Source organism: Sorangium sp. KYC3313 (assembly GCF_052075895.1).
Lineage (GTDB): Bacteria > Myxococcota_A > Polyangia > Polyangiales > Polyangiaceae > Sorangium > Sorangium cellulosum_B.
Window position 1 is genome coordinate 12,068,073 of record NZ_CP197255.1, and the last position, 24,664, is coordinate 12,092,736.

The 24,664-nt window shown below is 72.4% G+C and carries 21 protein-coding genes; 7 read left to right on the forward strand and 14 right to left on the reverse strand.

What is annotated here, in order from left to right; translation table 11 throughout:
* Positions 1–35 precede the first annotated feature (35 nt).
* Together ACSRUE_RS45935 and ACSRUE_RS45940 are read left to right on the forward strand one after the other, a co-directional pair.
* The gene (locus ACSRUE_RS45935; RefSeq protein ID WP_441289081.1) at positions 36–2,147 is read left to right on the forward strand and encodes an alpha/beta hydrolase; all 2,112 of its coding nucleotides are present in this window, start codon (positions 36–38) and stop codon (positions 2,145–2,147) included.
* Between the two features lie 58 nt (positions 2,148–2,205).
* On the forward strand, positions 2,206–3,543 hold the full coding sequence (locus tag ACSRUE_RS45940; RefSeq protein ID WP_441289082.1) for a metallophosphoesterase: 1,338 nt from the start codon (positions 2,206–2,208) through the stop codon (positions 3,541–3,543).
* 36 nt (positions 3,544–3,579) lie between these two features.
* Here ACSRUE_RS45940 and ACSRUE_RS45945 read toward each other — a convergent pair whose 3' ends face one another.
* The 7 genes from ACSRUE_RS45945 to ACSRUE_RS45975 form a co-directional block, all read right to left on the reverse strand.
* Positions 3,580–4,188, reverse strand: a complete 609-nt coding sequence (locus tag ACSRUE_RS45945; RefSeq protein WP_441289083.1) for a DUF2914 domain-containing protein — start codon at positions 4,186–4,188, stop codon at positions 3,580–3,582.
* A 240-nt stretch (positions 4,189–4,428) separates the two neighbouring features.
* Positions 4,429–5,763: a multicopper oxidase family protein gene (locus tag ACSRUE_RS45950; RefSeq protein ID WP_441289084.1), complete on the reverse strand. Its 1,335-nt coding sequence runs from the start codon at positions 5,761–5,763 to the stop codon at positions 4,429–4,431.
* Position 5,764: 1 nt separating this feature from the next.
* Positions 5,765–7,246, reverse strand: a complete 1,482-nt coding sequence (locus ACSRUE_RS45955) for a TolC family protein (protein WP_441289085.1) — start codon at positions 7,244–7,246, stop codon at positions 5,765–5,767.
* Entirely contained in the window at positions 7,236–7,586 is a 351-nt protein-coding gene (locus ACSRUE_RS45960) for a hypothetical protein (protein WP_441289086.1), read from the reverse strand. Before ACSRUE_RS45960 ends, ACSRUE_RS45955 begins: the two co-directional genes overlap by 11 nt.
* Before the next feature lie 391 nt (positions 7,587–7,977).
* The gene (locus ACSRUE_RS45965; RefSeq protein WP_441289087.1) at positions 7,978–8,880 is read right to left on the reverse strand and encodes a hypothetical protein; all 903 of its coding nucleotides are present in this window, start codon (positions 8,878–8,880) and stop codon (positions 7,978–7,980) included.
* Between the two features lie 23 nt (positions 8,881–8,903).
* Positions 8,904–10,439 (reverse strand): S53 family peptidase, encoded by a 1,536-nt coding sequence (locus ACSRUE_RS45970; RefSeq protein ID WP_441289088.1) that lies wholly within the window; start codon positions 10,437–10,439, stop codon positions 8,904–8,906.
* A gap of 119 nt (positions 10,440–10,558) precedes the next feature.
* Positions 10,559–11,059 (reverse strand): hypothetical protein, encoded by a 501-nt coding sequence (locus ACSRUE_RS45975; protein ID WP_441289089.1) that lies wholly within the window; start codon positions 11,057–11,059, stop codon positions 10,559–10,561.
* Between the two features lie 518 nt (positions 11,060–11,577).
* Here ACSRUE_RS45975 and ACSRUE_RS45980 point away from each other — a divergent pair.
* From ACSRUE_RS45980 to ACSRUE_RS45990, 3 genes are all read left to right on the forward strand, one after another.
* Positions 11,578–12,468: a homocysteine S-methyltransferase family protein gene (locus ACSRUE_RS45980; RefSeq protein ID WP_441289090.1), complete on the forward strand. Its 891-nt coding sequence runs from the start codon at positions 11,578–11,580 to the stop codon at positions 12,466–12,468.
* Between the two features lie 168 nt (positions 12,469–12,636).
* On the forward strand, positions 12,637–13,329 hold the full coding sequence (locus ACSRUE_RS45985) for a glutathione S-transferase N-terminal domain-containing protein (RefSeq protein ID WP_437761819.1): 693 nt from the start codon (positions 12,637–12,639) through the stop codon (positions 13,327–13,329).
* A 495-nt stretch (positions 13,330–13,824) separates the two neighbouring features.
* Positions 13,825–14,511, forward strand: coding sequence for a hypothetical protein (locus tag ACSRUE_RS45990; protein WP_441289091.1), 687 nt, complete (start codon positions 13,825–13,827; stop codon positions 14,509–14,511).
* Positions 14,512–14,794: 283 nt separating this feature from the next.
* Here ACSRUE_RS45990 and purU read toward each other — a convergent pair whose 3' ends face one another.
* The 3 genes from purU to ACSRUE_RS46005 all read right to left on the reverse strand — a co-directional run bounded on the left by purU (position 14,795) and on the right by ACSRUE_RS46005 (position 16,949).
* Positions 14,795–15,688 (reverse strand): formyltetrahydrofolate deformylase, encoded by an 894-nt coding sequence (gene purU / locus ACSRUE_RS45995; RefSeq protein ID WP_437719484.1) that lies wholly within the window; start codon positions 15,686–15,688, stop codon positions 14,795–14,797.
* A gap of 94 nt (positions 15,689–15,782) precedes the next feature.
* A complete protein-coding gene (locus ACSRUE_RS46000) occupies positions 15,783–16,520 on the reverse strand; it encodes a histidine phosphatase family protein (RefSeq protein ID WP_012233128.1) in 738 nt (245 codons plus the stop codon).
* 123 nt (positions 16,521–16,643) lie between these two features.
* Positions 16,644–16,949 (reverse strand): hypothetical protein, encoded by a 306-nt coding sequence (locus ACSRUE_RS46005; protein WP_437761821.1) that lies wholly within the window; start codon positions 16,947–16,949, stop codon positions 16,644–16,646.
* A 317-nt stretch (positions 16,950–17,266) separates the two neighbouring features.
* Here ACSRUE_RS46005 and ACSRUE_RS46010 point away from each other — a divergent pair, with 317 nt between their 5' ends.
* Positions 17,267–17,872, forward strand: coding sequence for a hypothetical protein (locus ACSRUE_RS46010; RefSeq protein ID WP_441289092.1), 606 nt, complete (start codon positions 17,267–17,269; stop codon positions 17,870–17,872).
* Between the two features lie 28 nt (positions 17,873–17,900).
* Here ACSRUE_RS46010 and mgtE read toward each other — a convergent pair whose 3' ends face one another.
* Complete coding sequence (mgtE, locus tag ACSRUE_RS46015; protein WP_441289093.1) at positions 17,901–19,235, reverse strand: magnesium transporter; 1,335 nt, start codon at positions 19,233–19,235, stop codon at positions 17,901–17,903.
* Positions 19,236–19,568: 333 nt separating this feature from the next.
* Positions 19,569–20,339 carry a Maf family protein gene (locus tag ACSRUE_RS46020; RefSeq protein WP_441289094.1) on the reverse strand — a complete coding sequence of 257 codons (771 nt, stop codon included), beginning with the start codon at positions 20,337–20,339 and terminating at the stop codon, positions 19,569–19,571.
* Positions 20,340–20,517: 178 nt separating this feature from the next.
* Between ACSRUE_RS46020 and ACSRUE_RS46025 the strand changes: the two genes are divergently transcribed.
* Positions 20,518–22,251, forward strand: coding sequence for a right-handed parallel beta-helix repeat-containing protein (locus ACSRUE_RS46025; RefSeq protein ID WP_441289095.1), 1,734 nt, complete (start codon positions 20,518–20,520; stop codon positions 22,249–22,251).
* Between the two features lie 16 nt (positions 22,252–22,267).
* Here ACSRUE_RS46025 and ACSRUE_RS46030 read toward each other — a convergent pair whose 3' ends face one another.
* Both ACSRUE_RS46030 and ACSRUE_RS46035 read right to left on the reverse strand, forming a co-directional pair.
* A complete protein-coding gene (locus ACSRUE_RS46030; RefSeq protein ID WP_441289096.1) occupies positions 22,268–22,480 on the reverse strand; it encodes a hypothetical protein in 213 nt (70 codons plus the stop codon).
* Between the two features lie 45 nt (positions 22,481–22,525).
* Entirely contained in the window at positions 22,526–24,232 is a 1,707-nt protein-coding gene (locus tag ACSRUE_RS46035) for a serine/threonine protein kinase (RefSeq protein ID WP_441289097.1), read from the reverse strand.
* Positions 24,233–24,664: the final 432 nt, after the last annotated feature.

Here is a 24,664-nt window from a genome sequence, read left to right on the forward strand (position 1 = left end):
GGCGCCTCACCGGTAAATTGGGTGCCGTCAGCGCCATGCCCACCACGACCAGCGGCTTCTTCCTGCAATGCGCCTCCCGCGGCACGCTCGAGCTCCTCTTGCCCGCCGCCGACGCGCCGTTCGGCGTCGAGCACCACCGCCGCGAGGACGCCTCCGGGCCGTGGCGGCACGTGGCGACGTTCGCCAGCGGCCTCGGCCCGGTCGAGGCGGTGTCGCTCATCCAGAGCAACTTCGGCGATCCAGGCCACCTCGAGGCGGTGGCGCGCATCGGGGATCGGCTCGCCGCGTTCTGGTGCGCGCCCTCGAGCGAGCCGTCGTGGACCGAGCCGCGCTTCTTCGCGGACGGCGCGGCCGGCGACCCCGCCCTGATCCAGGGCGGCTTCGGGGGCAAAGGCAACTTCGAGCTCGTGGTGCCCCACGCGGGCGGCGGGATCGCGCACTACCACCGCGACAACGACACCGCGGAGCTCGGCTGGCGCGGCCCGGTGATCTTCGGCGAGGGGCTCGGTCGATTCGAGGCGGTCGCGATGATCCAGCGCGTGGCCGGCGCGCCGCCGGGGCCCCACGCGCCCGGCGACCTCGAGGTCGTCGCGCGCGTCGGCGATCGCCTGGTGATGTTCCGGCGCTCTCCCGGGTCCGGGGCTGCGTGGCACGGCCCGGAGGAGGTGGTCTCCGGGGTCCGCGGGGCACCGGCGCTCGTCCGGAGCACGATCGGCGGACCTGGGACGCTCGAGCTGTTCTCGCCGCTCGCGCGCGTGGGGCTCGCGCGGTGGTGCCGTGACGACGGCGCCCCCGGGGCGCGCTTCCGCGGTCCGACGGTGTTCGCCACCGATCTGGGCCGGTGCGAGGCGGTCTCGGTGATCGAGAGCTGGCCGCTCGGGCGAATCGAGCTCGCCGTGCGCGCCGAAGGGCGGATCGTCCACGCGACGCGCGACGGCGCGGTCTGGTCGCAGCGCGCGATCGTCGGCAACGCGTCCCCTTCCCCGGCAGATGTCCCTTCTCCGGCGACGCTCCCTCCGCCTGCCACAACGACGAATCGCCCGCCTGCGGCGACGACCTCTCGCCCGCCCGCCGCCACGACGAATCGCCCGCCCGCGGCGACGACCTCTCGCCCGCCCGCCGCCACGACGAATCGCCCGCCCCCCTCCACGAGCTCGCCTCCGCCCGCGCCGCTCCCCACCGGCGCTTCGCCGCGGCTGCGCGCCGGGCCGCACCGGGCGGGGTTCCGGCGCATCGGCGCGCTCTCGCTGTCGGCGGACGCCTGCTACCCCGACACGTGGCCGTTCCAGGGCGCGATTTACCGGTGCCCCGCGCGGAGCGCCGCGCTGCTCTACTACCCCGCGTCCGCGGACGGCGAGGAGGCGCCGCTCTCCCCGGGAGGCCCGTTCCCGGTCATCGCGATCGCCCACGAGCGGCGCCTCGCCACGAGCGCGGCCACCACCGGGTCGCCCGCGGGTCTTGCCCAGGACTACCGCCAGCTCGCCGGCGTGATGGCGCACCTCGCGCGCTGGGGCTTCGTCGTCGTCGCGCCCGATCTCTCGTGGCTCACGCCCGACGACGCGCCGCTGCGCCGCGCCGCGGTGCTCCGGGACGCGCTCACGCACCTCCGCGCCGGCTCCCGGGGCCCGCTCCTGGCCGACTTCGCTCGGGTGGGCCTGCTCGGCCACGGGCTCGGCGCGCAGGCGGCGCTCGCGCTCGCGCTCGACGCGGCTTGCCCGTTCGACGTCCGCGCCCTCGCGCTCCTCGCGCCGGCGGGCGCCCCCGAGCGCGCGCTGTCCATCGACGCGCTCGCGCCTCGGCCGGTGCTGGTCGTCCGCGGCACCGCGGACCCCATCGCCGCCGCGGTCCCGGCGGCGCTCTACGACCGCGCGCGCGCTCCGAAGCACCTCGTGACCCTGCCCGGCGCGAACCACTTCGGCTACACGACGTCGCTCGGCCTCGCCGAGCCGCTCGACGGCCACGCCGGGCTCTCGCGGCGCGAGCAGCAGGCGATCGCGATGGGCTACCTCGCCGCGTTCTTCAATGGCTACCTCCGGGACGCGCGCGGCGACCTCGACGCGCTCTCGGGCAAGGCGTCGCTCGAGGGGCTCGAAGCGCGCGAGATCCCGGTCAGCGCCGAGCTGCCTGACGGAGCGGCTGGCTCCTAGGCGCAGCCGGCGGGGCCGCGGCCGGACGCGCGATCGACGCGATGCTACTTTCCGTCGCGTGTACCAGCTCGGCGGCCTCGTCGTCACGCTCGTCAACGGCCTCCTCGGCCTGATCCTCTGGCGGCGGCTGCGCGCGGCATTCCCTCGACATGGGGCGATGATCAGCGGGCTCTGCGCCGCCGGGCTGCTGCTGGCCGCCCTCCCGGCGCTGCTCATGGCCGCGGCGAGCTTCTCGGGGCTGCGCGCGCTCCAGCGCCACGCGCCGGAGCCGCTGGCGCTGATCGCCATGGGCGCGCAGGTGGGCCTGCTCCTCTACGGGTCGCTCCTCGGGCTCGCCGCGCTCACGAGCGCGGCCGTCCGGGCGCTCCGCCGGCTCCGGCCGCCCCGGAACGCCCGGCCTGCGGCCGATGCCCAGCCTGCGACGAACGCGCAGGCCAGCGCCGGCGCTCAGGCCGATCCAGCCGCTCAGGACGTCCGCGGGCCTGCGGAGGTCGAGGCCCGGCCGGAGGCCGTCGACGAGCGCCGCCGCCGCCTCGTCGTCGGCGCGACGTGGGCGCTTCCCGCGGCGGCGGTCGCGGTGTCGATGGGCGGCGTGCTCGCGTCGCGCCAGCGTCCGGTCGTCGTGAGGCTCGCGCTGCCGGTGCGCCGCGAGCTGACGAGCCTGCACGGCGTCACCATCGCGCAGCTCAGCGACGTGCACGTCGGCAGCTTCATGGACGCGGAGCGGCTCGACGAGCTCCGCGACGCCATGAACGCGATCCGCGCGGACATCCACGTCGTCACGGGCGATCTGCTCGATCACCACGTCTCGCAGCTCGAGCTGTCCGCGCGGCTGCTCCGGGGCCTGCGCCCCGCCCGAGGGCAGCTCTTCTTCTGCATGGGCAACCACGAGTACATCGCCGCCCGGTCGGCCAGCGCGGGGGCGATCGTGAAGGGCCTCGAGGAAGCGGGCGCCCAGGTGCTCGTCGACGAGGCGCGGGAGGTCCGCATCGGCGGCGATCGCCTGTGGATGGGCGCCATCGACTACCCGAGCCGCGCGCGCCCAGGAGAGCCCGCCCGGCGCCCGACGCGCGACGGGCTCGATCGAGCGCTCGGCCAGATGCGGGACGACGGCGCGCCGCGCGTCCTCCTCAGCCACCACCCGGGCACGTTCCGCACCGCGCGCGAGCTGCCGTTCGATCTGATGCTGTCCGGCCACACGCACGGCGGGCAGATCTCGCTCGGCCGGATCGGCGATTACGCGCTCACACCGATGCTGCCCGCCGGGCTCTACCACAACGGGCATTACGAGCACGGCGGCCGGCGCCTCCACGTCAACGCCGGCGCCGGGGGCTGGCTGCCGGTCCGCATCAACTGTCCGCCGGAGATCACGCTCGTCGAGCTCGTGCCCGCGTGACGCCGCAGCCTCGTGGATGCGCCCGGCCGCCCTCGGCTACAGCGTCACCTCGAACGGCGCGCGCGCGAGCTCCTCGCCCGTCTCCGACCGCACGACAGCCGTCCACTCCCCCGCCTTCCGCGCCCCGCGCGTGAACGCCCACGTCCGCCACCGCGGCGACGGCCCGACCCCGAGCGTCACGTTCCCGATCGGCTCCCCGCCGCCCGGCGGGACGAACGCCACCGTCACCTCGCCCTCCACGTCGCCCCGGTTCTCGACCTCCAGGTACGCATAGAGCCGCGGTGTCTCCGGCGCGTGGAACGTCGTCCCCGGCGCCACCGGCTCGCGGTCCTTCACCCCCTCCGCGATCACCAGCCGCTTCACCTTCAGCTCCGCCCCCCTCCCCTTCTCCTTGGCCGCACGGCTCCCCTTGCCCCCCTTGTCCGCCACGACATTCGCGTCCGGCGCGGGCGCCGTCACCGTCGCGGCCGGCAGGCCTGCGGGCGCCGCCGCCGTGACGGCTGCAGGCTCGGGGCACTGCGTCACCGCGGGGCACGCGGCAGCGGCCGGCGCCGGAGGCCGCGCGTCGTGACGCTCGCCGCAGCCGACGAGCGAGACCGTGCAAAGCGCCAGATACGTCATCCGTCGAGCCATCTTCATTGCCATCGAAGCACTCCTCCGCGATCCGGGGCGTCCCGGCCTCGCCACCGGATATGGCAAGGCGTGGACCGCTTCTGGCTCATTGAAATCACTGAAGATTTTGGCTGACCTGTGGTCGATCGGCCGCGCCCCGTGTGTCCATCGAGACGGCCGACCCGCGCCGCCGCGATCGACCCGAGCCCCCGGCCTCCTCGATTCGACGCGCGGACGAGGTACCGACCGCGAGCTTTCGCTCGCGTCGAGAGATCACCCGCCCGGCTTCCCTCCAGAAGCGGGGTCAATCCCGTCCGCCCGCATCCGCTCGGCGCTCGCCGGCCCGGCCACGGTGCCGGCCGGGTGCACATACCACCCGGCCGGATCCGCCTTGTCCGGATCGTCGCGGACCTTGAGGACGGTGAACATTCCCCCCATGTCGATGTACGAGAACGGCCCGGCCCCGCCGCGCATCGGCAGGCTGTTCGCGGGGATCGGCATGGACATCTCGCCCATGCCGCCCATCCCCGTGGTCCCCATCGTCATGTAGCCGGGCATCACGCGGCGCATCCGCCGATCGAGCGCGCGGGTCTCGGCGCCGACCATGTTCGGCAGGCCATGGCCCATCTGCATCATCGTGTGATGGGTCATGTGGCAGTGCACCGCCCAGTCGCCCGGCTCCTCGGGGACGAACTCGATGACCCGCGTGCTGCCCACCGGGACCAGGACCGTCGTCTCCGGGTACTGGGCCGACTCGGGGACAAACCCGCCGTCCGTCGCCGTGACCTGGAACGACAGGCCGTGCAGGTGGATCGGGTGGTGATCCATCGGGCCGAGGTTCCCGAGGCGCACGCGCACGCGCTCGCCGCGGCCGACGACGAGCGGCGCCGTCGCGGGGAACGCCTTGCCGTTGAACGTGAGGACGTTGAAATCGCTCATCGCGTTCGGGTCGGGCCGGCGCGCCCCCGCGTTGATCTTCCACTCGTGCGTCATCAGCACGAAATCCCGGTCCACGCGCGGCCCCCTGGGCCTCCTCGGGTGCACGACGAACATCCCCACCGCGCCCAGCGCGATCTGGGTCATCTCGTCGAAATGCGAGTGGTACATGTACGTCCCCGGATACCGCGCGACGAACTCGTAAACATACGTCTCGCCGGGCTCGATCGGGCGCTGGGTGAGCCCGGCGACTCCATCCATGCCGTTCGGCAGCACGAGGCCGTGCCAGTGGACCGTGGTGGCCTCCGGCAGGCGGTTCGTCACGTAGATGCGCAGGCGATCGCCCTCGACCGCCTCGATGGTCGGGCCGGGCGTGCTCCCGTTGTAGCCCCACACCTCGCTCTTCAGGCCGGGGGCGATCTCGTGCTCGAGGGGGCCGGCGACGAGGTGGCCGACCTTCACGCCGTCCACCACGCGCAGCGGGAGCGTGCTGCCGTTCGGCGTCACCACGGCGGGCTGCCCCCCGGGCGCCGCGGTCCGGCGAGGCGGGGCCGTTGCGGCGCCCCCGGCGGGCGGCGCGCCGGGGCGCTGCTGCGCGTGGGCGAGCCCTTGCGTGAGGATGGCGGCGCCGGCGGCCAGACCGCCCGCGTGGATGAAAGCACGTCGATCCATGTCAATGCCCTCCTTCGCCGGTGGCCGGGGCCCTCGGCATCGCCGCGGGAGCTCCGGCCCCCGCGGCCTCGACGCGGCGCCCTGCCAGGAGCGCGTCGAACGCAGCCTTCGCCGTCCAGTGCTCGCGCAGCGCCTCGACCGCCGCGAGCTCGGCGTCGAGCTGCGCTCGGCGCGCCGAGAGCAGCTGGAAGACCCCGACCTGCATCGCGTTGTACTGGAGCAACGTCTGCTCCATCACCCGCTTGCGCGCCGGGAGGATCACGCGCGCGTAGTGCCGCGCGCGCGCGTGCGCGAACGAGAGCCGGCTCTGCGCCTCGCGGACCGCCGAGCGGACGTCGACGGCGCGCCCGTGGTAGCGCTCGAGCAGGCCGTCGAACTCCGCCGCCTGCGCGGCCTCGGCGCCCTGCCGCCGATCGAAGAGCGGGAGCGAGAGCCGGACCCCGGCGCCGAGGACCCACGGGTGCTCGTGCGCCTCGCCGCCCGCGCCGAGCTCCCGCTCGCCGTGCACGCCGATCGCCACGTCCGGCACCCAGCCCTCGGCGCGCAAGGCCCCGGCGCGCCCCGCCGCCGCCTCGAGCCGGCTGCGCAGCTCCGCGAGCTCGAGGCTCGCCCTCAAGGCCAGCGACTCCGCGCGCGGCGGCGTCGCGAGCGCCTCGGGCGCCGCGGGGACCGCGCCGGCGATCGTCCAGGAGGTCGCCGCACCGGAGAGGCCGAGCAGCCGGGTGAGCCGCTCGCGCTGCGAGAGGAGCTCCAGCTCCATCTGCGCGGCCGTGACGCGCGCCTCCTCGTAGCCCGCCTCCTGCGTCGCCACGTCGAGCTCCGGGACGTTGCCCGCCTCGAAGAGCGCGCGGGCGGCGTCGCGGGCCGCGGCGAACGCGTCGAGCGCGCGGTTCGCGATGCCGAGGCGCTGCTCCGCCGCCTGCGCGGCGTAGAACGCGGCGCGCACCTGGTAGCCGAGATCGACGACCGCGCCCGCGGCGCGGTAGCGCGCGGCCTCGTGCTCCGACCGCGCCGCCCTCGCGCGGAGCGGCGAGAGGAGCGCCGACGTGAGGTCGATCTCGACCTCGAGCTCGAGGTGCGCGTGCTCGACCCCCTCCTGCACCGGCGTGACGCCGATCGCGATCTCCGGGTTCGGCAGCTTGCCCGCCTGCTCGAGGTTGCCCCGCGCGACGCCGACCTCCTTCAGCACGGCGCGCAGCTCGCGGTTGTTGAGCAGCGCGATCCGCACCGCGGCGTCCGCGGTGAGCGGCTGCCGCGGCGCCTGGCCGAGGGCGCGCGCGCCGTCGGCCGGCGCCGGATCGACCTCCTCCGACGCCGCGCTCGGCGGGAGCTCGACGCGGGACAGCTCGCGGATCCGCGCCATGTCGGCGGTCGACGACGGGGCGGCGCAGCCGGCCGCGGCCGCCGCGGAGAGCGCGAGGCCCGCCGCGAGCGGCAGGAGGCACGAGGCGCGCGCGCGGGCTCGCCGACGTTCAGTGCGCATGGACGGGCTCCTCGGACGTGGCAGCCGCCGGGCCGCCCTCCGGCGGCCTCGCCGGCGCCGGGCCGTGATGATGGTGGTGGTGGTGGTGCTGGTGAGGGTCGGCGCCGGCGCCCGCGGCCCCCGCCGGATCGAGCCCGACCCAGCCTGCGGCGGGCTCGCCGGGCAGCGGAGGCTCCTCCGAGAGGGCGACGCCGATCCGCGGCGAGGGAGCTTCCGCGGCCTGCGGTGAGGCAGCAGAGGACGCGGGGAAGCTCGCGGGAAGGCTGCGCGGCGCGCAGCCGGCGAGCGCAGCGACGAGCATCAGCAGGGCGTTCGGGCCGGCGGGGTGAGGTGATTTCATGGAAGCCGCTCCAGCGTGGCGAGTGCGATCACGTGCGGGGCCCGAGGGCGACCGCGCCCCGCACCGGCTTCATGCCGCATTTGAGCTCGAGCGCTCCAGAGCTCAGCGCAGGAAGTTGGATCGCCAACAGTGTCGTCCCGGGTTGCATGCATGGCCGACGCGCGCGGCCCGGCGGTATTACACGTCGCCGCCCCTCGCCGCGCGCGGTCAGGCGTGGATGTACACGAGCGTCCCGCCCTTGTCGTTGAACGCGGCGTGCCAGCCCTCGGGGACGGGGGGATCGGTCCACGCGAACAGCCACGCCGCGTCGGCGGGCGCGAGGTTCACTCGACCCGCCGAGCAGCCACAGCAGCTCAACGCGCGCGCTCCCCCTCGCGTCGCCGAGCGGCGTTTACCAGCGCGGGTCGCCGTCGATCAGCCAATCCAGCGCCCTTCGGGTCTCCTCGGCGACAGGCCCGTCGTACCGGTGGCCGGCCTCCTTGCTGCGCGCCACGCGAGCGGGCACCCCTGCCTTGTCGAGGCGCGCCGCGGCCGCGGCCGCGGCGCCGCCGCACCCGGCCTGCGCGCAGACGAAGAGGACCCGCTGCCCGCCGCCGTCCGCGAACGCCTTGGCCGTCGCCGGGGTCCACTTGTCGTGTCCGCCCTCGACCAGCACGAGGCGCGGGAAGAGCGCCGCCCGGCGCGCGGCGATCGCAGAGCCCATGATCGCGCCCAGCGAGAAGCCTGTATAGATCACCGCGCCGGGATCCACGTGCTCGGGAAAGCGCGCCCGCAGCGCCGCGAGCCCCGCGTCGATCTCCTTCTCCAGGCGGGCGTTGCTCTCGTAGGTGAAGCGGACGTCGCTCGCCGACGGCGAATCGGGCCGCGCGACGCCCCTCGGGCACAGGACGAAGACGCCGTCTCCCACGATGTCGCGCCACACCTGGCACTGCCACTCGGGCCGATCGTAGTTGCCGTGCGACGCGATGAGCACGGGACGCCGCGCGGTGGCGCCGATCGGCACCGACACCACGGCGCTCGGAAACCCCTCGACAGGCAGCTCCACGAACGGCGCGCCCGCGCGGAGCGGCGCAGCCCCCGCAGCAGCGGCCGCCGCGTCCCCGTCGGCGGCCGCCGGCGTCGCGCCGCCGTCCGCGGCCTGCGCTGCCTCTTCCCGCGCCGGGGCGGGCGCGACGCTGGGCGGCGCGGGCGCCGGACCGGCGGAGCGGCCTGGGCGGTCGCAGCCGAGCGCCGCCGCCGCAAGGAGCGGAAGCGACACGAGCGAGAGGAACAGGAACGCGACAGGGAACGCCATCCGACCCAGAGGATGACGCTTTCCTACGGGAGCGCCTCCGCGAGCTTGTCCGCGAGCGGAGCGCCCCAGCCGGTCGGATAGTCCCAGCCGGGCCCCGCGCTGAACCCCTCGGCGGTCTTGCCCTCGGTGATGTCGCGGAACGCGGCCTGCACGCCCGCATCGGTGTAGAGCGCCCGGTTCAGCCACCCGGCGACGGGCTTGCCCTGCGCGATCCGGTGGCTGTTCACCGACGCCATCAGCCCGGCGAACACCGGCGCCGCGAACGAGGTGCCGCCGCGCTGATCCCACTCGCCCAGGAAGTAGAGCCAGTACGGGAACTTCGACGACGCGCCCAGCGCGACATCGGAGACCGCGCGCGTGCCCTGCGCGTCCGTCACGACGCTCTCCTGCCACCACGGCGTATCGAAGGCGCGCGATCGGCCCGAGCCGGAGCCGCTCCACGCCACCTCGCGCGCGACCTCGCCGCCGTCGCCGAGCTCGAGCACCGTCCCGCCGACGCTCGTCACGTACGGGCTCGACGACGGCACGTCGGGCCTGCTCGAGTCGCCGCTCGCGACGACGATCGTCATCCCGAGCGCCGCGCCCATGCGCGCCGCCTCGTTGTATTGCTCGCGGATCGGCTGCGCCTCCGTCTCCTCGCGGTGCGCGAACGACGTCGAGAGCACCGACACCTCGCCGGCAGCGATCGCCTCGTTCCACGCATAGAGGATGGAGTGGGTGCGCGCGTCCGGCCCCTGGTACGCGATGAGCTCGGCCTCGGGCGCCATCGCGCCCGACCACTGAATGTCGAGCGTGCTCTCGACATAACGCGTGGAGATCGGATCCGCGGTGACCACTTCGACGGGGTTGTCCCGCGAGAGAATGCCGAACGACCGCCAGAACGACTGGAGATCCCGGGTCTTGAACGTCGCCCCGACCACGACGCCGAGCTTCACGCCCTGCCCGCCGTGGCCGCCGGTGTGGAGCCCTTCGACCCCGTAGGCCCGCGCGATCTGCGCGGGCGTGTACCCCTGCTCCGGCTCCGGCGGAGGGTCCGTCTCGATCGCGCCCCCCTCGGCCGGGAGCGGACCGGTGTCGGCGGGGATCTCGACCGAGATGACGCCCGACGCGAGGTCGATGATCCGCTGCGGCGGCCTGAGCGGATCGAGCGCGCCGAACGTGCGGAGCGGCTTGCCGCCGGCCGCGGGGTTCTCGCGCTCGAAGTCGCGGAGCTCGGTGTCAAACGCGGTGTTGAACTGCTCGACCGTGCCCGCGAACTCGAGCAGGAGCCGGTTCTTGGACCGCCGCCGGATCTCCATCCCCTGCTGGACGAGCCAGTCTTCGACGGCCGCGACGTCGCTCTCGGACGGGGCGTGGCGCTCCATCCAGGTCTCGACCGACATGTACTTCCGGAACGTGTCCGGCTTCCCGGGATCGTACATGTCCTCGATCGCGCTCTCGAGCCCGGGGACATCCCGGGTCGGGAACCCCATCAGCGCGCGGAAGCGGTCCTCCTCCGGCGCCGCGCCGAAGTCCATGTAGATCCCCGCGAGCGGCCGGGGAAGGCCGCTCGGGAGCACGGGTCCGTCTTTTCCGCACGCCGTGCCCCCGAGGGCGAGCAGCGCAGCGCACCAAACCGAGAGCGAACGCATCGACGAGGCCCTGCGAGCGAGGGGGGAAGGAGTCCGTCAGGCGAGGCTCAGCACCACACGTGCTCGATGAGGTAGCAGGTGTAAGTGCCCGGCAGCCATGTCTCGGGGCGCCCGCCGGTCACGTTGTCGATACAGTCCTCGCAGAAGGCGTGGATGCAGTCGGGGTCGGTGCTCTGCGGCTTCGCCCCGGGGCCCGCCGGGGGCTCCTCGGAGTAGAAGAACCCGTCGGTCCTCAGCTGGTCGAGCTCGCTCTCCGACAGCTTGCCGAAGGCGGCCTCGTTCGAGGAGATGCTGAACCGCTCGCCCGACGCCTCGGTCAGGACGGGCGCCGGGTAGTCGCCGTGGTCCGCCTGCTCGATGGCGGCCATCTGCTCCGAGAGCAAGATCTCCTTGCCGTTGCCGGTGGAGAGCTTGATGCGCGCGTAGTCGATGGCCCCCCCGGAGTAATCGAGGGCGTAGACCGTGTCTCGGCTCATGTCGAGGTTCAGGAACTCGCTCGTCTCGAGGGCCTTCGAGACCTCCGCCTGGGTGATCCGCTCGTGCGCCACCGCGTCATCGACGGGAGCCTCCTCCGACGCGCTGCATCCGGCAAACCCGGCCACTGCGATGACGCCAAGCGCAAGACTGAGAGCGAGCGATTTGGAAGAACGGATGGACTGTCGAATCATGATGGCGTTCCTTTCTTATGGGCTCACTGACGGCGCTCGCCTGGCCTCGCGCGGGCCAGCGGGAGCTCCCCCATGTCGGTCCTGCGTCGCTCCTGCAAACGATCGCTTGCTTGTCGGACCCCACGACTCCGGCGAGTCGAGTGGAATGAGGGGAAGATGAATTCATTTCAACGGTGCCGCAGGCCCCCCATACCTGGCAAGTAATTTCCCGGCGCGAAAGAGATTTCCATCGTTCTTTCTGCCGCACAGTGGTCGGGACGGTGCACCGTGCGGGGCCTCGCTTACCCCGAGCCGCAGACGGGCCATGACCCGACTCAGGGGTTGCCGTGGAAGCCGGCCGCGGACATACCGGAGCCTACATGGTGGACGTGGCCAGATCGCCGCTCGGTTCAGCTGCTGTGTCCGCCGAGGCTGCCATCGTGGTCCTCGACGGCCCGCTCGGGACCGAGCTCGCCGCGCGCGGGGTCGCGACGCCGGCGCCGCTCTGGAGCGCCGCGGCCCTGCTCGATGCGCACGGCCGCGACGTGGTCCGCGCGATCCATCGGGATTACGCGCGCGCGGGCGCGACGGTGCACACGGCGAACACGTTCCGCACCAAGCGGAGGCAGGCGGGCGCCGCCTGGGCCGAGCTGGCCGCGGGCGCGGTCTCGCTGGCGCGCGAGGCCGTGCGCGGCGAGGGCCCACAGCACCGGGTCGCCGGCAGCATCGCGCCGCTCGAGGATTGCTACCGGCCCGACCTGAGCCCTGCCGACGCGCGGCGGGAGCACCGTGAGCTCGCGCAGGCGCTCGCGAGGGCGGGCGTCGACCTCCTCCTCTGCGAGACGTTCCCGCATGTCGGCGAGGCGCTCGTGGCGCTGGAGGAGGCGGTCGCCACGGGCGTCAAAGCCTGGGTGTCGTTCACGGCGGGTCCGGGGTCGGATCTGCTCTCGCCCGAGGACATCGGGCTCGCCGCGCGGGAGGCGGCCTCCCGCGGCGCGAGTGCCGTGCTCGTCAACTGCACCCCTGCGACTCGCACGCTCGCGCACATCGAGCGGCTCGCGGCGTGCGGCGTCCCGTTCGGGGCCTACGCGAACGCGGGCGCCGAGGCCGAGGGGCTCGGCTGGGGCGTTGGCGTCGACCAGCGCGGCTCGGCGGCCGCGCGTTATGCGGAGCTCGCGCGCCGCTGGATCGAGGCGGGCGCCACGATCGTGGGCGGGTGCTGCGGGACGGGGCCCGGGCACATCGCGGCGCTGCGCGCGCTCGTCGACGGGGCGAGGCCCGCGCGCGAACCGGCGGGATCGCCGCGCTGAGGCGGCGCGCCCAAACGCCGGTTGCTCCCCCCGGGGCGACGTGCCACCGGTTGTCCGACGAGCCGGGCGGCGCCAGCGCGAAGCGGCGCGGCGCCCGGCAGACACGATCCATCGCCTGAGACAGCACGCCGTCGCGATCGGCGACGACCCACGGACACGGAGCACAAGATGATCGATCTCTATTACTGGCCCACCCCGAACGGCTGGAAGATCAGCATAATGCTCGAGGAGACGGGCCTCCCCTACAGGCTCGTCCCGGTCAACATCGGGCGGGGCGAGCAGTTCAAGCCGGAGTTCCTCGCGATCAGCCCCAACAACCGGATGCCCGCCATCGTCGATCACGACCCGCCGGGCGGCGGGGCGCCGATCTCCGTGTTCGAGTCGGGCGCGATCCTGCTCTACCTCGCGGAGAAGACGGGCAAGTTCATCCCCTCGGACGTCCGCGGTCGTTACGAGGTGACCCAGTGGCTCATGTGGCAGATGGGCGGCCTCGGCCCCATGAGCGGCCAGGCGGGCCATTTCAGTCACTATGCGCCGGAGAAGATCCCCTATGCGATCGAGCGCTATACCAACGAGGTACGCCGGCTCTATGGCGTGATGGACAAGCGGCTCGCGGACCGGCCTTTCCTGGCGGGCGAGTACTCGATTGCCGACATGGCGAGCTATCCCTGGGCGATGCCGCACGAGCGGTACGGGGTGTCGGCCGACGAGCTCCCGAACTTCAAGCGGTGGCTCGATGCGGTGCGCGCGAGGCCCGCCGTCGAGCGCGGGCTCGCGGTCGGAAATGAGCTGCGGAACGCGAGCCAGCCGATGGACGACGAGGCGAAGAAGTGGCTGTTCGGGAAGAAGCCCGAGGCGTGAGCCGCCCGTCCCGCACGCGCAGAGTCCGCGCCCCCCGCGATCGCGCGGTGGTGCGCCCTGGGCGCGCGGCGCCTCGCTGACGGACTGCGACCGGGGCGGACAGACCAAGCGTCAACGCGCCGTCCAGCACGCCAGCGCGCCGCGGGCGACGCACCACAGAGCGTCCTGAGCAGGGCGGGGCCACCAGCGCAGCGCGCCCTGCCGTCAGGGCTTCACGGGGCGCGCGGGGCCGCTGGTGCGCCCTGGCTGGACCCGACACGTCCTTTCGCCGGAGAAAAGGGGAATGAGCGCGCCCCGACGATCCGCTCACCCCGGATCGCGCGGGCTCCGCTGCGGGGCGCCGATCGCGCTGCATTCACGCCCTCGCGGACGTCAAGCACGCCGGGAGCGGAAACGTCTGCACAGCTCCACCAGGCACACACTCTGCTCTGCGGTGAGCCGAGATGTCTGGGCCTGGTGGGCCCTCGCGGACATCGGGGGGAAACGATCATGTCGATGCATAGCAAGATGTTGGTGCCTGCATTTCTTCTGGCGGCTCTGGCCGCCGGTTGTACGGTGAATACGGACGAGGCGGACTTCGATCAAACCGATCTCGGTGACGACGAGATCGGGGCCGTCGACCAAGCGTTGGAGGAGGAGAGAGGCGGATTCGTGGGGATGGGCGCGGCGCAGCTCGCGCCCGGACAGGCCCAGATGGGCCCGAGCAAGGGCGAGATGTTCCCCAGCAAGGGCGTGCTCGGACCCAGCAAGGGCCAGATGCTCCCCAGCAAGGGCCAGATGCTCCCCAGCAAGGGCGCGCTCGGACCGAGCAAGGGCGAGATGTTCCCCAGCAAGGGCGCGCTCGGACCGAGCAAGGGCGCGCTCGGGCCCAGCAAGGGCGAGGTGTTCCTTGGCAAGGGCACGCTCGTGCCGAGCCAGGCCGGGATATTCCCCGGGCAGGCACAGGTGCCGTCCAAGGCCGGGTTCGGCGGTTATGCCGGCCAGCAGTCCAGCCATGGGATCCAGGGCTATGCTGGCCAGCACTCCAGCCATGGGATCCAGGGCTATGCTGGCCAGCAGGCCAGCCTCGGCCAGGCCGCCATCTCCCAGTCGGGCGTTCATGGCCAGTCGGCCGCCCTCGGGCAGCTCGCGCCCGGCCAGCACGGCCAGATCACCGCGCCCGGCCAGCAGGGCCGGCCCTAACGCCTCGCGCGCGCGCTCATCGGGCTCCCAGGAGAGCGCGCCCGGCCGCGCGCACCTCCCCCGCGCTCGATCGCCCAGATTGCCCCGGCCGCCAGGTCGGTCGGGGCACTGTTCTGGAGATCCGCAGCGGTCTCCACCCACCTCTGCACCATGCCGAGCAGAGCGGCGGTCTCCCGCACAGGAGACGGGCCCAGATCGGCGTTTTCGGCGCGGAAGCGCACTCCGGTGCGCTGAGCACCGAAAACGCCGAGGTGGGCCCGTATCCGAAGCGGGTGACCGTCGCTCAAAAAACGACGGTGCGGCGGCCCTCGACGATGACCCGCCGCTCCAGGTGCGCCCGGACGGCGCGAGAGAGGACGAGCCGCTCCACGTCACGCCCCATCCGGGTCATCTCCTCGGGGCCCATCTGGTGATTCACGCGCGCCACGTCCTGCTCGATGATCGGCCCCTGATCCAGGTCCCGCGTCGCATAGTGCGCCGTCGCGCCGATGAGCTTCACGCCGCGCGCGTGCGCCTGGTGGTAAGGCTTCGCGCCCTGGAACGCCGGCAGGAATCCATGGTGGATGTTGATGACGGGCGGCGCCTCATCGAGCATCTGCTCGGAGAGGATTTGCATGTACCGCGCCAGGACGACGAGATCGACATGGTGCCTCTTCAGCAGGTGAAGCACCTGACGCTCCTGCTCGCGCTTGGTCTCCGGGGTGATCGGGATGCAGAAGAAAGGGATTCGAAAGCTCTCGGCCACCGCCTCGAGCGTGGGGTGGTTGGAGATCACGAGCGGGATCTCGCAGCGAAGCTCGCCCGCGCGCTGCCGGAGCACCAGATCGTAGAGGCACGCAGGATCCCTCGTGACGAGGATCGCCATCTTCGGGACGTGATCGCTGTATTCCACCGACCATCGCGCCGAGAGCGACGCGGCGAGCTCGCGAAAGGCAGCCTCGATCGCGCCGCGGGTGGCCGAGCCGCCCAGGGCGGCGACGGCGGCCGGCGAGGCGAGGCCGGACAGATCGACGACGAGACGCATGAAGAAGCGCGGGCCCTCGTCCATGAACGCATCGGTGTGATTGCTCGCGTCGATGATGTTCAGGCCGATGTCGTAGAAGAACCCCGCGAGTCGCGCGACGAGCCCGGGCTGGTCGGGAGCGGCGATGAGGAAGGTTGCGTGAACGGGACCCATCATACGGGTCATGTAGCTCGCCCCGAGGCGGAGGCGCAAGCGCGAGGGCCGGGAGGGACCGCGGGCGGGCGGCTGCCTGGCTGCCTGCCGCGCGCTAGCGCCCCTCGCCGCTCTCGGAGGACGGCGGCCCAGACGGATCATCCACGAGCCTCGGCGCCAGCGTGGAGAGCTCCGCCCAGGGGATGCGCACGGTCCGCTCGACGTCGCGCAGGTGCGCGCTGTCGTTGTAATAGATGAGGTGCCAGGCCTCGGCCCGACCCCAGCGCCGCCTTCGCTGCCAGTGGGTGAGCGAGGTGTGGCGGGTGGCGAAGTGCGCGCTCGGGAAGGCGAGCGCGTTCATCCTGAAGAAGTGGAGGAACGCGACGTCGATGAAGCCGCCGTGGGTGACGACGACGATCGTCCGCCCCTCGTGCTCACGGGTGACGCGATCGAGGGCGACGGAGACCCGAAGCATGAACTGAGCCCAGCTCTCTCCACCGGGGCTCGCCGGCCGGTACGGCTCGCGCTCGAAATCGATCGCGTAGCGCACCATCGCCTCGCCGACCGGCATCCCGTCCGCCTCGCCGGGGCGGAGCTCCTGGACCTCGTCGTCGAGCGTGACGGGCAGCCCCAGGGCGGGAGCGACGATCTCGGCCGTCTGCTGCGCCCGGCGATAGGTGCTGGCGATCAGGACGTCGGCGGGGATCTCGCGCGTCGCGGCCAGGCGATCGCGCAGGCGCTCCGCCTGGAGGACGCCGAGCTGCGTCAGCCCGGTGTCCCCGCGCATCCCGCCCACGATATGGTTCACGTTGACCAGCGCTTCTCCATGCCGGATGAGATAGAGGTTCGTCACGATCTGAGCCTCCGAGGCGCGCGACCTTGTGGGGGGGAGGGCCGCGCGGGGCGGTCCGCGCTCGCTAGGAAGAGCAAGGCCCCCCTCGAATGTCAAGGGTTTGTACCGCCGCCGCGCGGGCGCTCAGGGACAGCCGTGGAAGAGCGCGAAGAGGGCCGCGCTCTCGGAGCAGACCTGCTCGTCGCGCAGGGCGCTGCAGAAGTCGTCCTCCGTGAGGAAGGCCTTCTTTCCGGTGCTGCCCTCGATGCAGGAGATCGAATAGACGAACCGCGAGGCGCCCTCCCCGGGCAAGCCTGGGATCTCCAGCTCGGAGCCTTCGCCCACCTGCGAGCCGCTGCCTCCGGCGTCCTCCGGCGGATCGACGCCGAGCAACGGGAGCACCAAGATGGGAAAAATGCTGAAGAGACCGGCCACGAAATTCGGGATCATGGGTTTACCTCCAACGTCGATGGAAAGGCATCCTCGTACGAGGTAGCCATTGCAGCTGTCGAATCCAACATGCATCCGACAGGCCAGCTCGGGTCGTGTCCGCCCATTGCACAGCGCGCGCGAGCGCGGGGCGAGCCCGCGCGCGCGATCGTTCGAATGCGCGGGCCGCCTGCCCCGTCCGGGTCGGAGGGGCGCGCGGGTCGCCGCCGCGCCGTCACGCCGCGCCGGACCGGCCCGCCCGGGCGCGGCGCGCTGCACCGCCCTTGCCAGCTCGCTCGGACATGGCCTACAAGGCGGGCCATCTGAAGGAGACCCTCATGCACCGTCGCAGCTTCATCGCGGCCGCGCTGCTCGGCTTCGCGGCCCTCGCCGGGTGCGGGCCGCGCTGGCGCGTCGTGACCCAGGCGAGCCCAGACACGTTCGTCGGCCAGCGGTATTTCGCCCTGATGCCCATCGACTACGTGGGCCTGTTCATCCTCGACCAGCGCGAGGACCAGTACCTCGCGAGCAAGGACGCGGACGATCACCAGCGCTTCGTGGCGGACAAGGAGTCCATCAACGAGGAGTTCACGAAGGCCCTGGTCGCCGCCGCCCAGGAGGAGGGCATCGAGGTCGCGCCGTCCGACGGCCCCACGTCGGCGCCGTTCGTGATCAAGCCCTATGTCGGCTACATGAATCCAGGCTTCTACGCCGTCGTCTCCTCGGCCCCGAGCCAGATCCGGCTGACGCTCCGGCTCACGACGCCGGACGGCAGGGTGCTCGATGAGGTCCAGTTCTCGAGCCGCACGGCGTCGCCCATCCCGAACACGAACCTGAGCTCCGCGGACGCGGACAAGCTGAAGCCCGGCGGCCGCTGGCGCGAGGACGGGCGCGTGATCGGCGCGTATGTGGCGCGCTACCTGGCGTCGCGCGTCAGCCCCTAGGCCCGCGCCGCCCGGGCGCTCCCCCGCTTCACAGCAGCACCCCGCGGAGCAGGAGCTCGGCCACGCTGAAGTAGATCACGAGGCCGGAGACGTCGACGAGGGTCGCGACGAACGGGGCCGAGGCGCTCGCCGGGTCGAAGCGGAGCGCCCGGAGCACGAACGGCAGGAGCGCCCCCGCCAGCGTGCCCCAGGTCACGACGCCGACCAGGCTGATCGCGACGGTCAGGGCGAGGAGCGTGTAGTGCGGGCCATAGGCCCCGAACAGCTTCTCCCAGGCGATGACGCGCGCGAAGCCGATGGTCCCGAGGATCCCGCCGAGCGCGAGGCCCGACGCGAGCTCCCGGCGGCTGACGCGCCAGAAGTCGGCGAGCCGGATCTCGCCGAGCGCCATCGCCCGGATGACCAGCGTCGTCGCCTGAGAGCCGGAGTTGCCCCCGCTCGAGATGATGAGCGGCACGAAGAGGGCGAGCACGACGGCGCGGGCGATCTCGTGCTCGTAATACCCCATCGCCGTGGCGGTGAGGAGCTCGCCCACGAACAGCGCGGACAGCCAGCCCGCGCGCTTGCCGAGCATCCTGGAGAGGGGGGTCCGGAGGTAGGGCGCGTCGAGCGCCTGCATGCCGCCGAGCTTCTGGATGTCCTCGGTCGCCTCCTCTTCCACGACGTCCACGATGTCGTCCGCGGTGACGATCCCCTTCATCCGACCCTCGCTGTCGACGACGGGTATCGCCACGAGATCGTGCTCCGCGAAGGTCCGCGCCACCGCCTCCTGGTCGGCGTCCTCGTTGACCGACACGACGTCGGTCTTCATCACGTCGCTGACGCGCCGGTCGCCGGGGGCGATCATGAGCTGCCTGAGCGACACCACGCCGCGCAGCCGCTGCTCGGCGTCGAGCACATAACCGTAGTAGATGGTCTCGAGGTGATCCCTGGCCTGCCGCTTCAGATAGCTGATCGCCTGGTCGACCGTCGCCTCCGGCCGCACGCGCGCGAACCACGGGCTCATCAGCCCGCCGGCCTCGTCCTCGGCGTACGCGAGGAGCGCGATCACCTCGCGCCGCGTCGGGTCGTCGAGCAAGGAGAGGAGCTCCGCCTGGTCGGCCGGTGACACCTCGAGGAGGAGGTCCGCCACGTCGTCGGGCGCGAGCAGGCGGAGCCACAGCTTGCGTTCGCCCTTCGTGAGGCCCACGAGGAGCGCGGCCTGGTCGGCCGTGGGGAGACCCTCGAAGAAATCCTCCGCCTCCTCGCGCCGCAGGCGGCGATAGGCCTGCACCCGCTCCTCGTTCTCCAGGGCCGACCAGGACAGGGTCAGATCAGCCGCCGTGAGCGCCTCGGCCGCGTTGAAGGGCGGGCGTTCCATCATCGCCTCACCTCGTCGAGCGCCTGGCCCGCCCCGTCGGCGTCGCCCGGCAGAAGATGCTCATTCGTGAGGGCCCAGCGGCAGGCTCGACCCTGGAACCACGGTTAGCAACGGGCGCGCCACGGCCGCCCCTCCCTGGGAGCCCCGGCACGCACAGCGCCGCGCCCCCCCGCCTGCGCCGCCGGACAGCGGAGCGCCAGGGGCAGCCGGCAACTTCCTGGTTCCCTCGGGCGTCTTCTCGGCGCTCGGCGACGCGCATGGCGCGTTTTGGCGGGAACCTACCGTATCTCCCAGGATGCAGGCGCTTTCTCCGGCCTGCGTGGAGCCTGCCGGCGCTCAGGCGCGCGCGGGCGGGTCGAGCCGATCGACCCCGAAGCGGCGCAAAAGGCGGCAGAGCGGGACGAGCGGCAGCCCCACGATGGCCGCCTCGTCGGCGTGGCGCACGTCGTCGAACAGCCACGGTCCGTGGTTCTCGAAGAGGTACCCTCCCGCGCTGCCGATGGGCCGATCCAGCTCGACATAGCGGCGGATCTGCGCGCGGCCGAGCGGGCGGACGCGGAGCTCCACCGTGACGGTCTCGGCCAGCGTCCGCGGCTCGCCGGCCGCGAGCGGCACCCCCGGCGGCGCGTGCACCGCGACGGCGGTGTGGAGCGCGTGGACGCGCCCCGAGAGCCGCCCGAGCTGGTCAGCCGCCTCGTCGAGCGAGGCCGGCTTGCGGAGGAGCTCCCCATCGAGCTCGAGCGCCTGATCGGCGCCGATGATCAGGGCGCCTTGCCGCGCGCGCGCGAGGCTCAGCGCCTTGCCCTCCGCGAAGAGGCGGGCGCACGCGAGGGGCGACGTCCCCTCGGGCGCGATCTCCTCGAACGCCGGCGCGACGGCCTCGTACGCGAGCCCGAGGCGATCGAGGAGCGCCCTCCGGAACGGAGACGTGGAGGCGAGGACGACCGGGAACATGGTCGGCTCCATGACACGGAACGGCGCGCGCGCCGAGAGGAACCGCCCGCCTCGCCCCTCGCGCTCCTCCAGCCCCTCGCGCTCCTCCCGCGCTTCACCCGCGCAACCCTGCTCTTCACGCTCTTCGCGGCGTTCGCACCGATTTGCTGTCATTTACCAAAATTTATCGAGAAATGGCAGACGGCGAGGATTACCAGCAATGGTTAAACCCGCTGGGCACACGGGAATAACGGCAGGAATTCCCGCCGTCGGGTGTCGCCTGAATTACCCATCATGCATTTCATTAAAAAGCAGCTTGCACTCGGACTCTACAGCACGCGACAGTACGCCAATGCAGCAACTCAACACAAGGCACCTCGTCACACTCTCTCTCGTCGCGCCGGGCATCGGGCTCTCCGTGCTGCTCGCCGCCTCGCCGGCGAGCGCAGCGACGTACGAGGTGGGGCGAGGCAAGCCTCATGCGAGCCTCGCGGAGGTCGCCCCTCGCCTCGCTGCCGGGGACGTGGTTCTGGTCGAGGGCGACGCGACCTATCCGGGGGATCTGTTCTTCAAGAAATCGGGCACCGAGGCGCAGAAGATCACGATCCGCGGCGTTCGCGTGAACGGCCGCCGCCCCGTCCTATCGGGGGGGAAGAACACCGTCGTCTTCGCTGGCAATCACTATACCTTCGAAGGCTTCGACATCACCGGCGGCTCGGGCCGCTGCGTGTTCAACAAAGCGCACGACATCACGATCCGCGACTCGGTGGTGCACCATTGCGCCGGGCACGGGATCCTCGGCGCCGACTCCGAGTCGGGCTCCCTCACGCTGGAGTACGTCGAGGTCTATGCCTGCGGCTCGGGCGACACCAGGCACCCCATCTACATCGCGACCGACGAGGAGACGCGCCTCGGCTCGGTGTTCCGCATGCGGCACTGCTACGTGCACGACGGCAATGGCGGCAACAACGTGAAGAGCCGCGCGGAGCGGAACGAGATCTATTACAACTGGATCGAGGGCGCGAAATACCACGAGCTCGAGCTGATCGGGCCGGACGGCCAGGACGAGGGGCTCGCGCGCGAGGACTCCGACGTCGTCGGCAATGTCATCGTCCAGACCGGCCAGCACTTCGCCGTGCGCGCCGGGGGCGACGGCACGGGGCAGACGTGGGGTCGCTTCCGGTTCGTCAACAACACGTTCCTGCTCGCCCCCGGGTCGCGGCCGGCGATCAGGATGTTCGACGGGATCGAGAGCGTCGAGCTGAGCAACAACGTGTTCTATCGGCGCGGCGGCGGCGGCGTGGAGGTCTATGTCGACAGGAGCGCGACCTGGAAGAGCGGAACGGCGTTGATCTCGGGCGCCAACAACTGGGTGCCCACCGGCTCCTCGGCCATCCCCGCGGCGTGGACAGGCACGGTGCGGGGCACCGACCCCGGCTTCACCAACCTCAGCGCGCTGGATCTCCGACCGGCGTCGAACAGCCCGCTCGTCAACGCCGGCTCCAGCGCGACGCCGAGCCCGGCAGGGCACCCGTTCCCGAAGCCGCTCACCGTGCCGCAGTCCTCGCCCAAGAGGGGCGGCCGCGCGACCAGCGGACCGCTGCTGCGTCCGGTCGCTGGCGCGATCGACATCGGCGCCTACGAGTCCGGCTCCAGCCTCGCGGCGTTCGCGATGAGGGCCGCGGACGGCGATCGGGACCTCGACGACGGCGACAGCAGCGCCGCGGAGGAGGCGTGGAACGTCGGCGGCGATGCCGCCCCGAGCGACGGTGAGGCGGACGCCAGCGACACCGACGACGTCGACGCCAGCGACGTCGATGCCAGCGACGCCGACGCCAGCGACGTCGACGCCAGCGATGCCGACGCGTCCGCCGGCGACTGCGCCGCGGACGGCGACGACACCGCTGCGTGCTCCGAGGCCGCGCAGGGCAACGCGGACGCCGCGCACGACGCCCACGCCAGCGCGTGCAGCGTCGGCGGTGCGCTCGCGGGCGGTCCGGTCGCCGGATCGGGGGCGTTCCTCGCCGGGGCGGCGGCGCTCCTCGGCGCCGCCCTCCGGCGGCGCAGCCGCCACGCCAGGGCGTGAGCCGCAGCGCGAGCCCTCAGGCGACGCGCGCGCGCAGCGAGCGACGCGCGGACGCCGGGTCGGGCAGCTGAAACGCCGCGGAGCTCTCCCCGCCGCCCACGTGGATCGTGAGCGCGGTCGGGGGGAGCGCCGCGAGCAGATCCTCGTCGGTCCTGTCGCCGCCGAGCGCGATCACCACCGCGTCGGGCCCCATCATGGCGAGCACCCGCGGCACGATCACCCCCCTCACGAATCAGGGGCTAGCCGATGGTGCTCGTCGGGCGCGCCCTGATCGCTACCGGTCGATCCGGATCGACGGCGCCGTGTTCTCCGGAGGGCTGGGCTTCGATGTGGCCGTGGGGGTTGCGGGGCGAACGGGCCGGCCCCAGTTTCGCCTGCCGCCCGAGCTCGTGTTCGACGGCGGGTCCTCGGTCTTCGCAGGCGCCGCCACCTGCGCGAGCCGCGCGACGGTCTGCACGGACATCTCCGACGGCCCCTGGACGATGGAGTAGGGCTGGAAGCCTTCCTTCTGCAGGGTCAGCCGGCGAGGCGACGCGCGCACCTGCTCGTTCGCGATCGAGAGCTGGAGCGGCGTCTGCCCGAGCGATTGCCCGTCCTCCAGGACGTCGGCGCCCGCCGGGATCGACTCGATGATCAGCATGAACGAGGGCGCGCCCTTGTGCTCGGTGGGCGTGCCGGTCGCCGCGGGCGCGGTCGTCGGCGCGGTCGGGACCTCGGGCGTGGCCTCGGGCTGCGCGGGCTTGCGGGTCAGCGCGAACGCGCCCGCCGCCACGACGACCGCGCCGATCGCGGCAAAAATCACCGCCTTGCGTCCGCCGCCGGAGGGGGCCTCCTGCGCGCCGGTCGCGCCCTTGGACGCGCCCGCCGCGGTCGCGGCGGCGCCCGGGCCCGAGCCGAGGCCCGAGGTGCGCCCGCTCGGATCGTCGTCAGTCGACGGCGCCGGGAGCGTCACCGCATCCTTGAGCGCTTGCACTGTGGACGAACGCGACGAGATCTGCACACCGGGCAGCGACTCGAACGAGGTGATCTGCGTGCCGCCGAACGCGGTCGTCACGCCCATGCCGCGGGCGCACTCGCCGAGGCCCTGGATGAGGGCGTCCATCGTCGCGGGCCGGCCGTCCGGATCCTTCGCGAGGCAGCGCATCACGAGCGCCTCGAGCGGCTCCGGGATGTCGACGTCCGGGTTCCGCTCCTTCATGCGCGGCACCGGCTGCTGGAGGTGCGCCATCAGGATCTGGATCGACTTCTCGGACTCGAACGGGACCTTCCCGCAGAGCATCTGGTAGAGGATGACGCCGAGCGAGTAGATGTCGGTCCTGAGATCGACCTTGCCGTGCGAGATCTGCTCCGGCGACATGAAGCGGGGCGAGCCCAGGAACGCGCCCTGCTGCGTGAGCTCCTCCGAGTCGTCGCCCAGCTGCTTCACGAGGCCGAAGTCGAGGATCTTGACCGCCTCCTCCGCGTCCTCGTTGGAGACGAGCATGATGTTCGACGGCTTGAGGTCGCGGTGGACGACGCCGTGCTTGTGCGCCTCGCGCAGCCCGCGCGCGATCTGCCGCGCGATGCGCATCGCCTCGGGCGGCGGCAGGCGCCCCTGCCGGCGCACGCGCCGGAAGAGCGTCTCGCCCTCGAGGAACTCCATCGCCATGAAGAACCGGTCCTGATCGTCGGCCTCGATGCGGCCGTAGTCGAAGACGGTGACGATGTTCGGGTGCTGGAGGCGCGCGAGGATGCTCGCCTCGAGGAAGAAGCGCTTGTGGAAGTTCGGGTCGAGCTGCCTCGAGGCCTGGTTCGGGATCAAGACCTTGATCGCCACCGGGCGCCCGAGCGGGATCTGCTCGCCGCGATAGATCGTGCCCATGCCGCCGGTCGCGAGCTGGGAAAGGATCTTGAACTTTCCGTTGAGCACCTTTCCGAGCAACGGATCGATCGGCTCGCTGCGCGCTACTTCATCGACGACGTTTTCGTTGGCACCACTCATATGAACTCCGTCGCCTTCCCCGTGCGGGCGCGGGCGAGCCCTCCCCTCGGTGACGATGCCTCGCGATGCGTGAGCCTGGACCTCATGATCGTGGGGAGCGTCGGCGCGTGGGGCCGTCGGGGCAGTCTAAACGGAAGAAATGTCCTTGGCGACCTTTCCTCGATCGCCTCCACGATCGCCCCCTTCGTGAGGCAGGGGCCCCCGGTCGAGAGGCCGATCGAGAGGCCGTCCGGGAGGCGCCGCACCATGCGCCGTGCGCCATAGCCCCGATTGACGGGAACCGCCAGTTGCTGGCATCGAGCGTCTGCATCGCACCTTCGCGCCACGAGATCCTGCGAGCAGAGTACACTGCTCCGCGCCCGCGCGATGCTCTTCCGATCATCCTTGGCGTGCGCCGCCGCCGGACGCCGGCCGGTGCGCGCCGGACGTCCC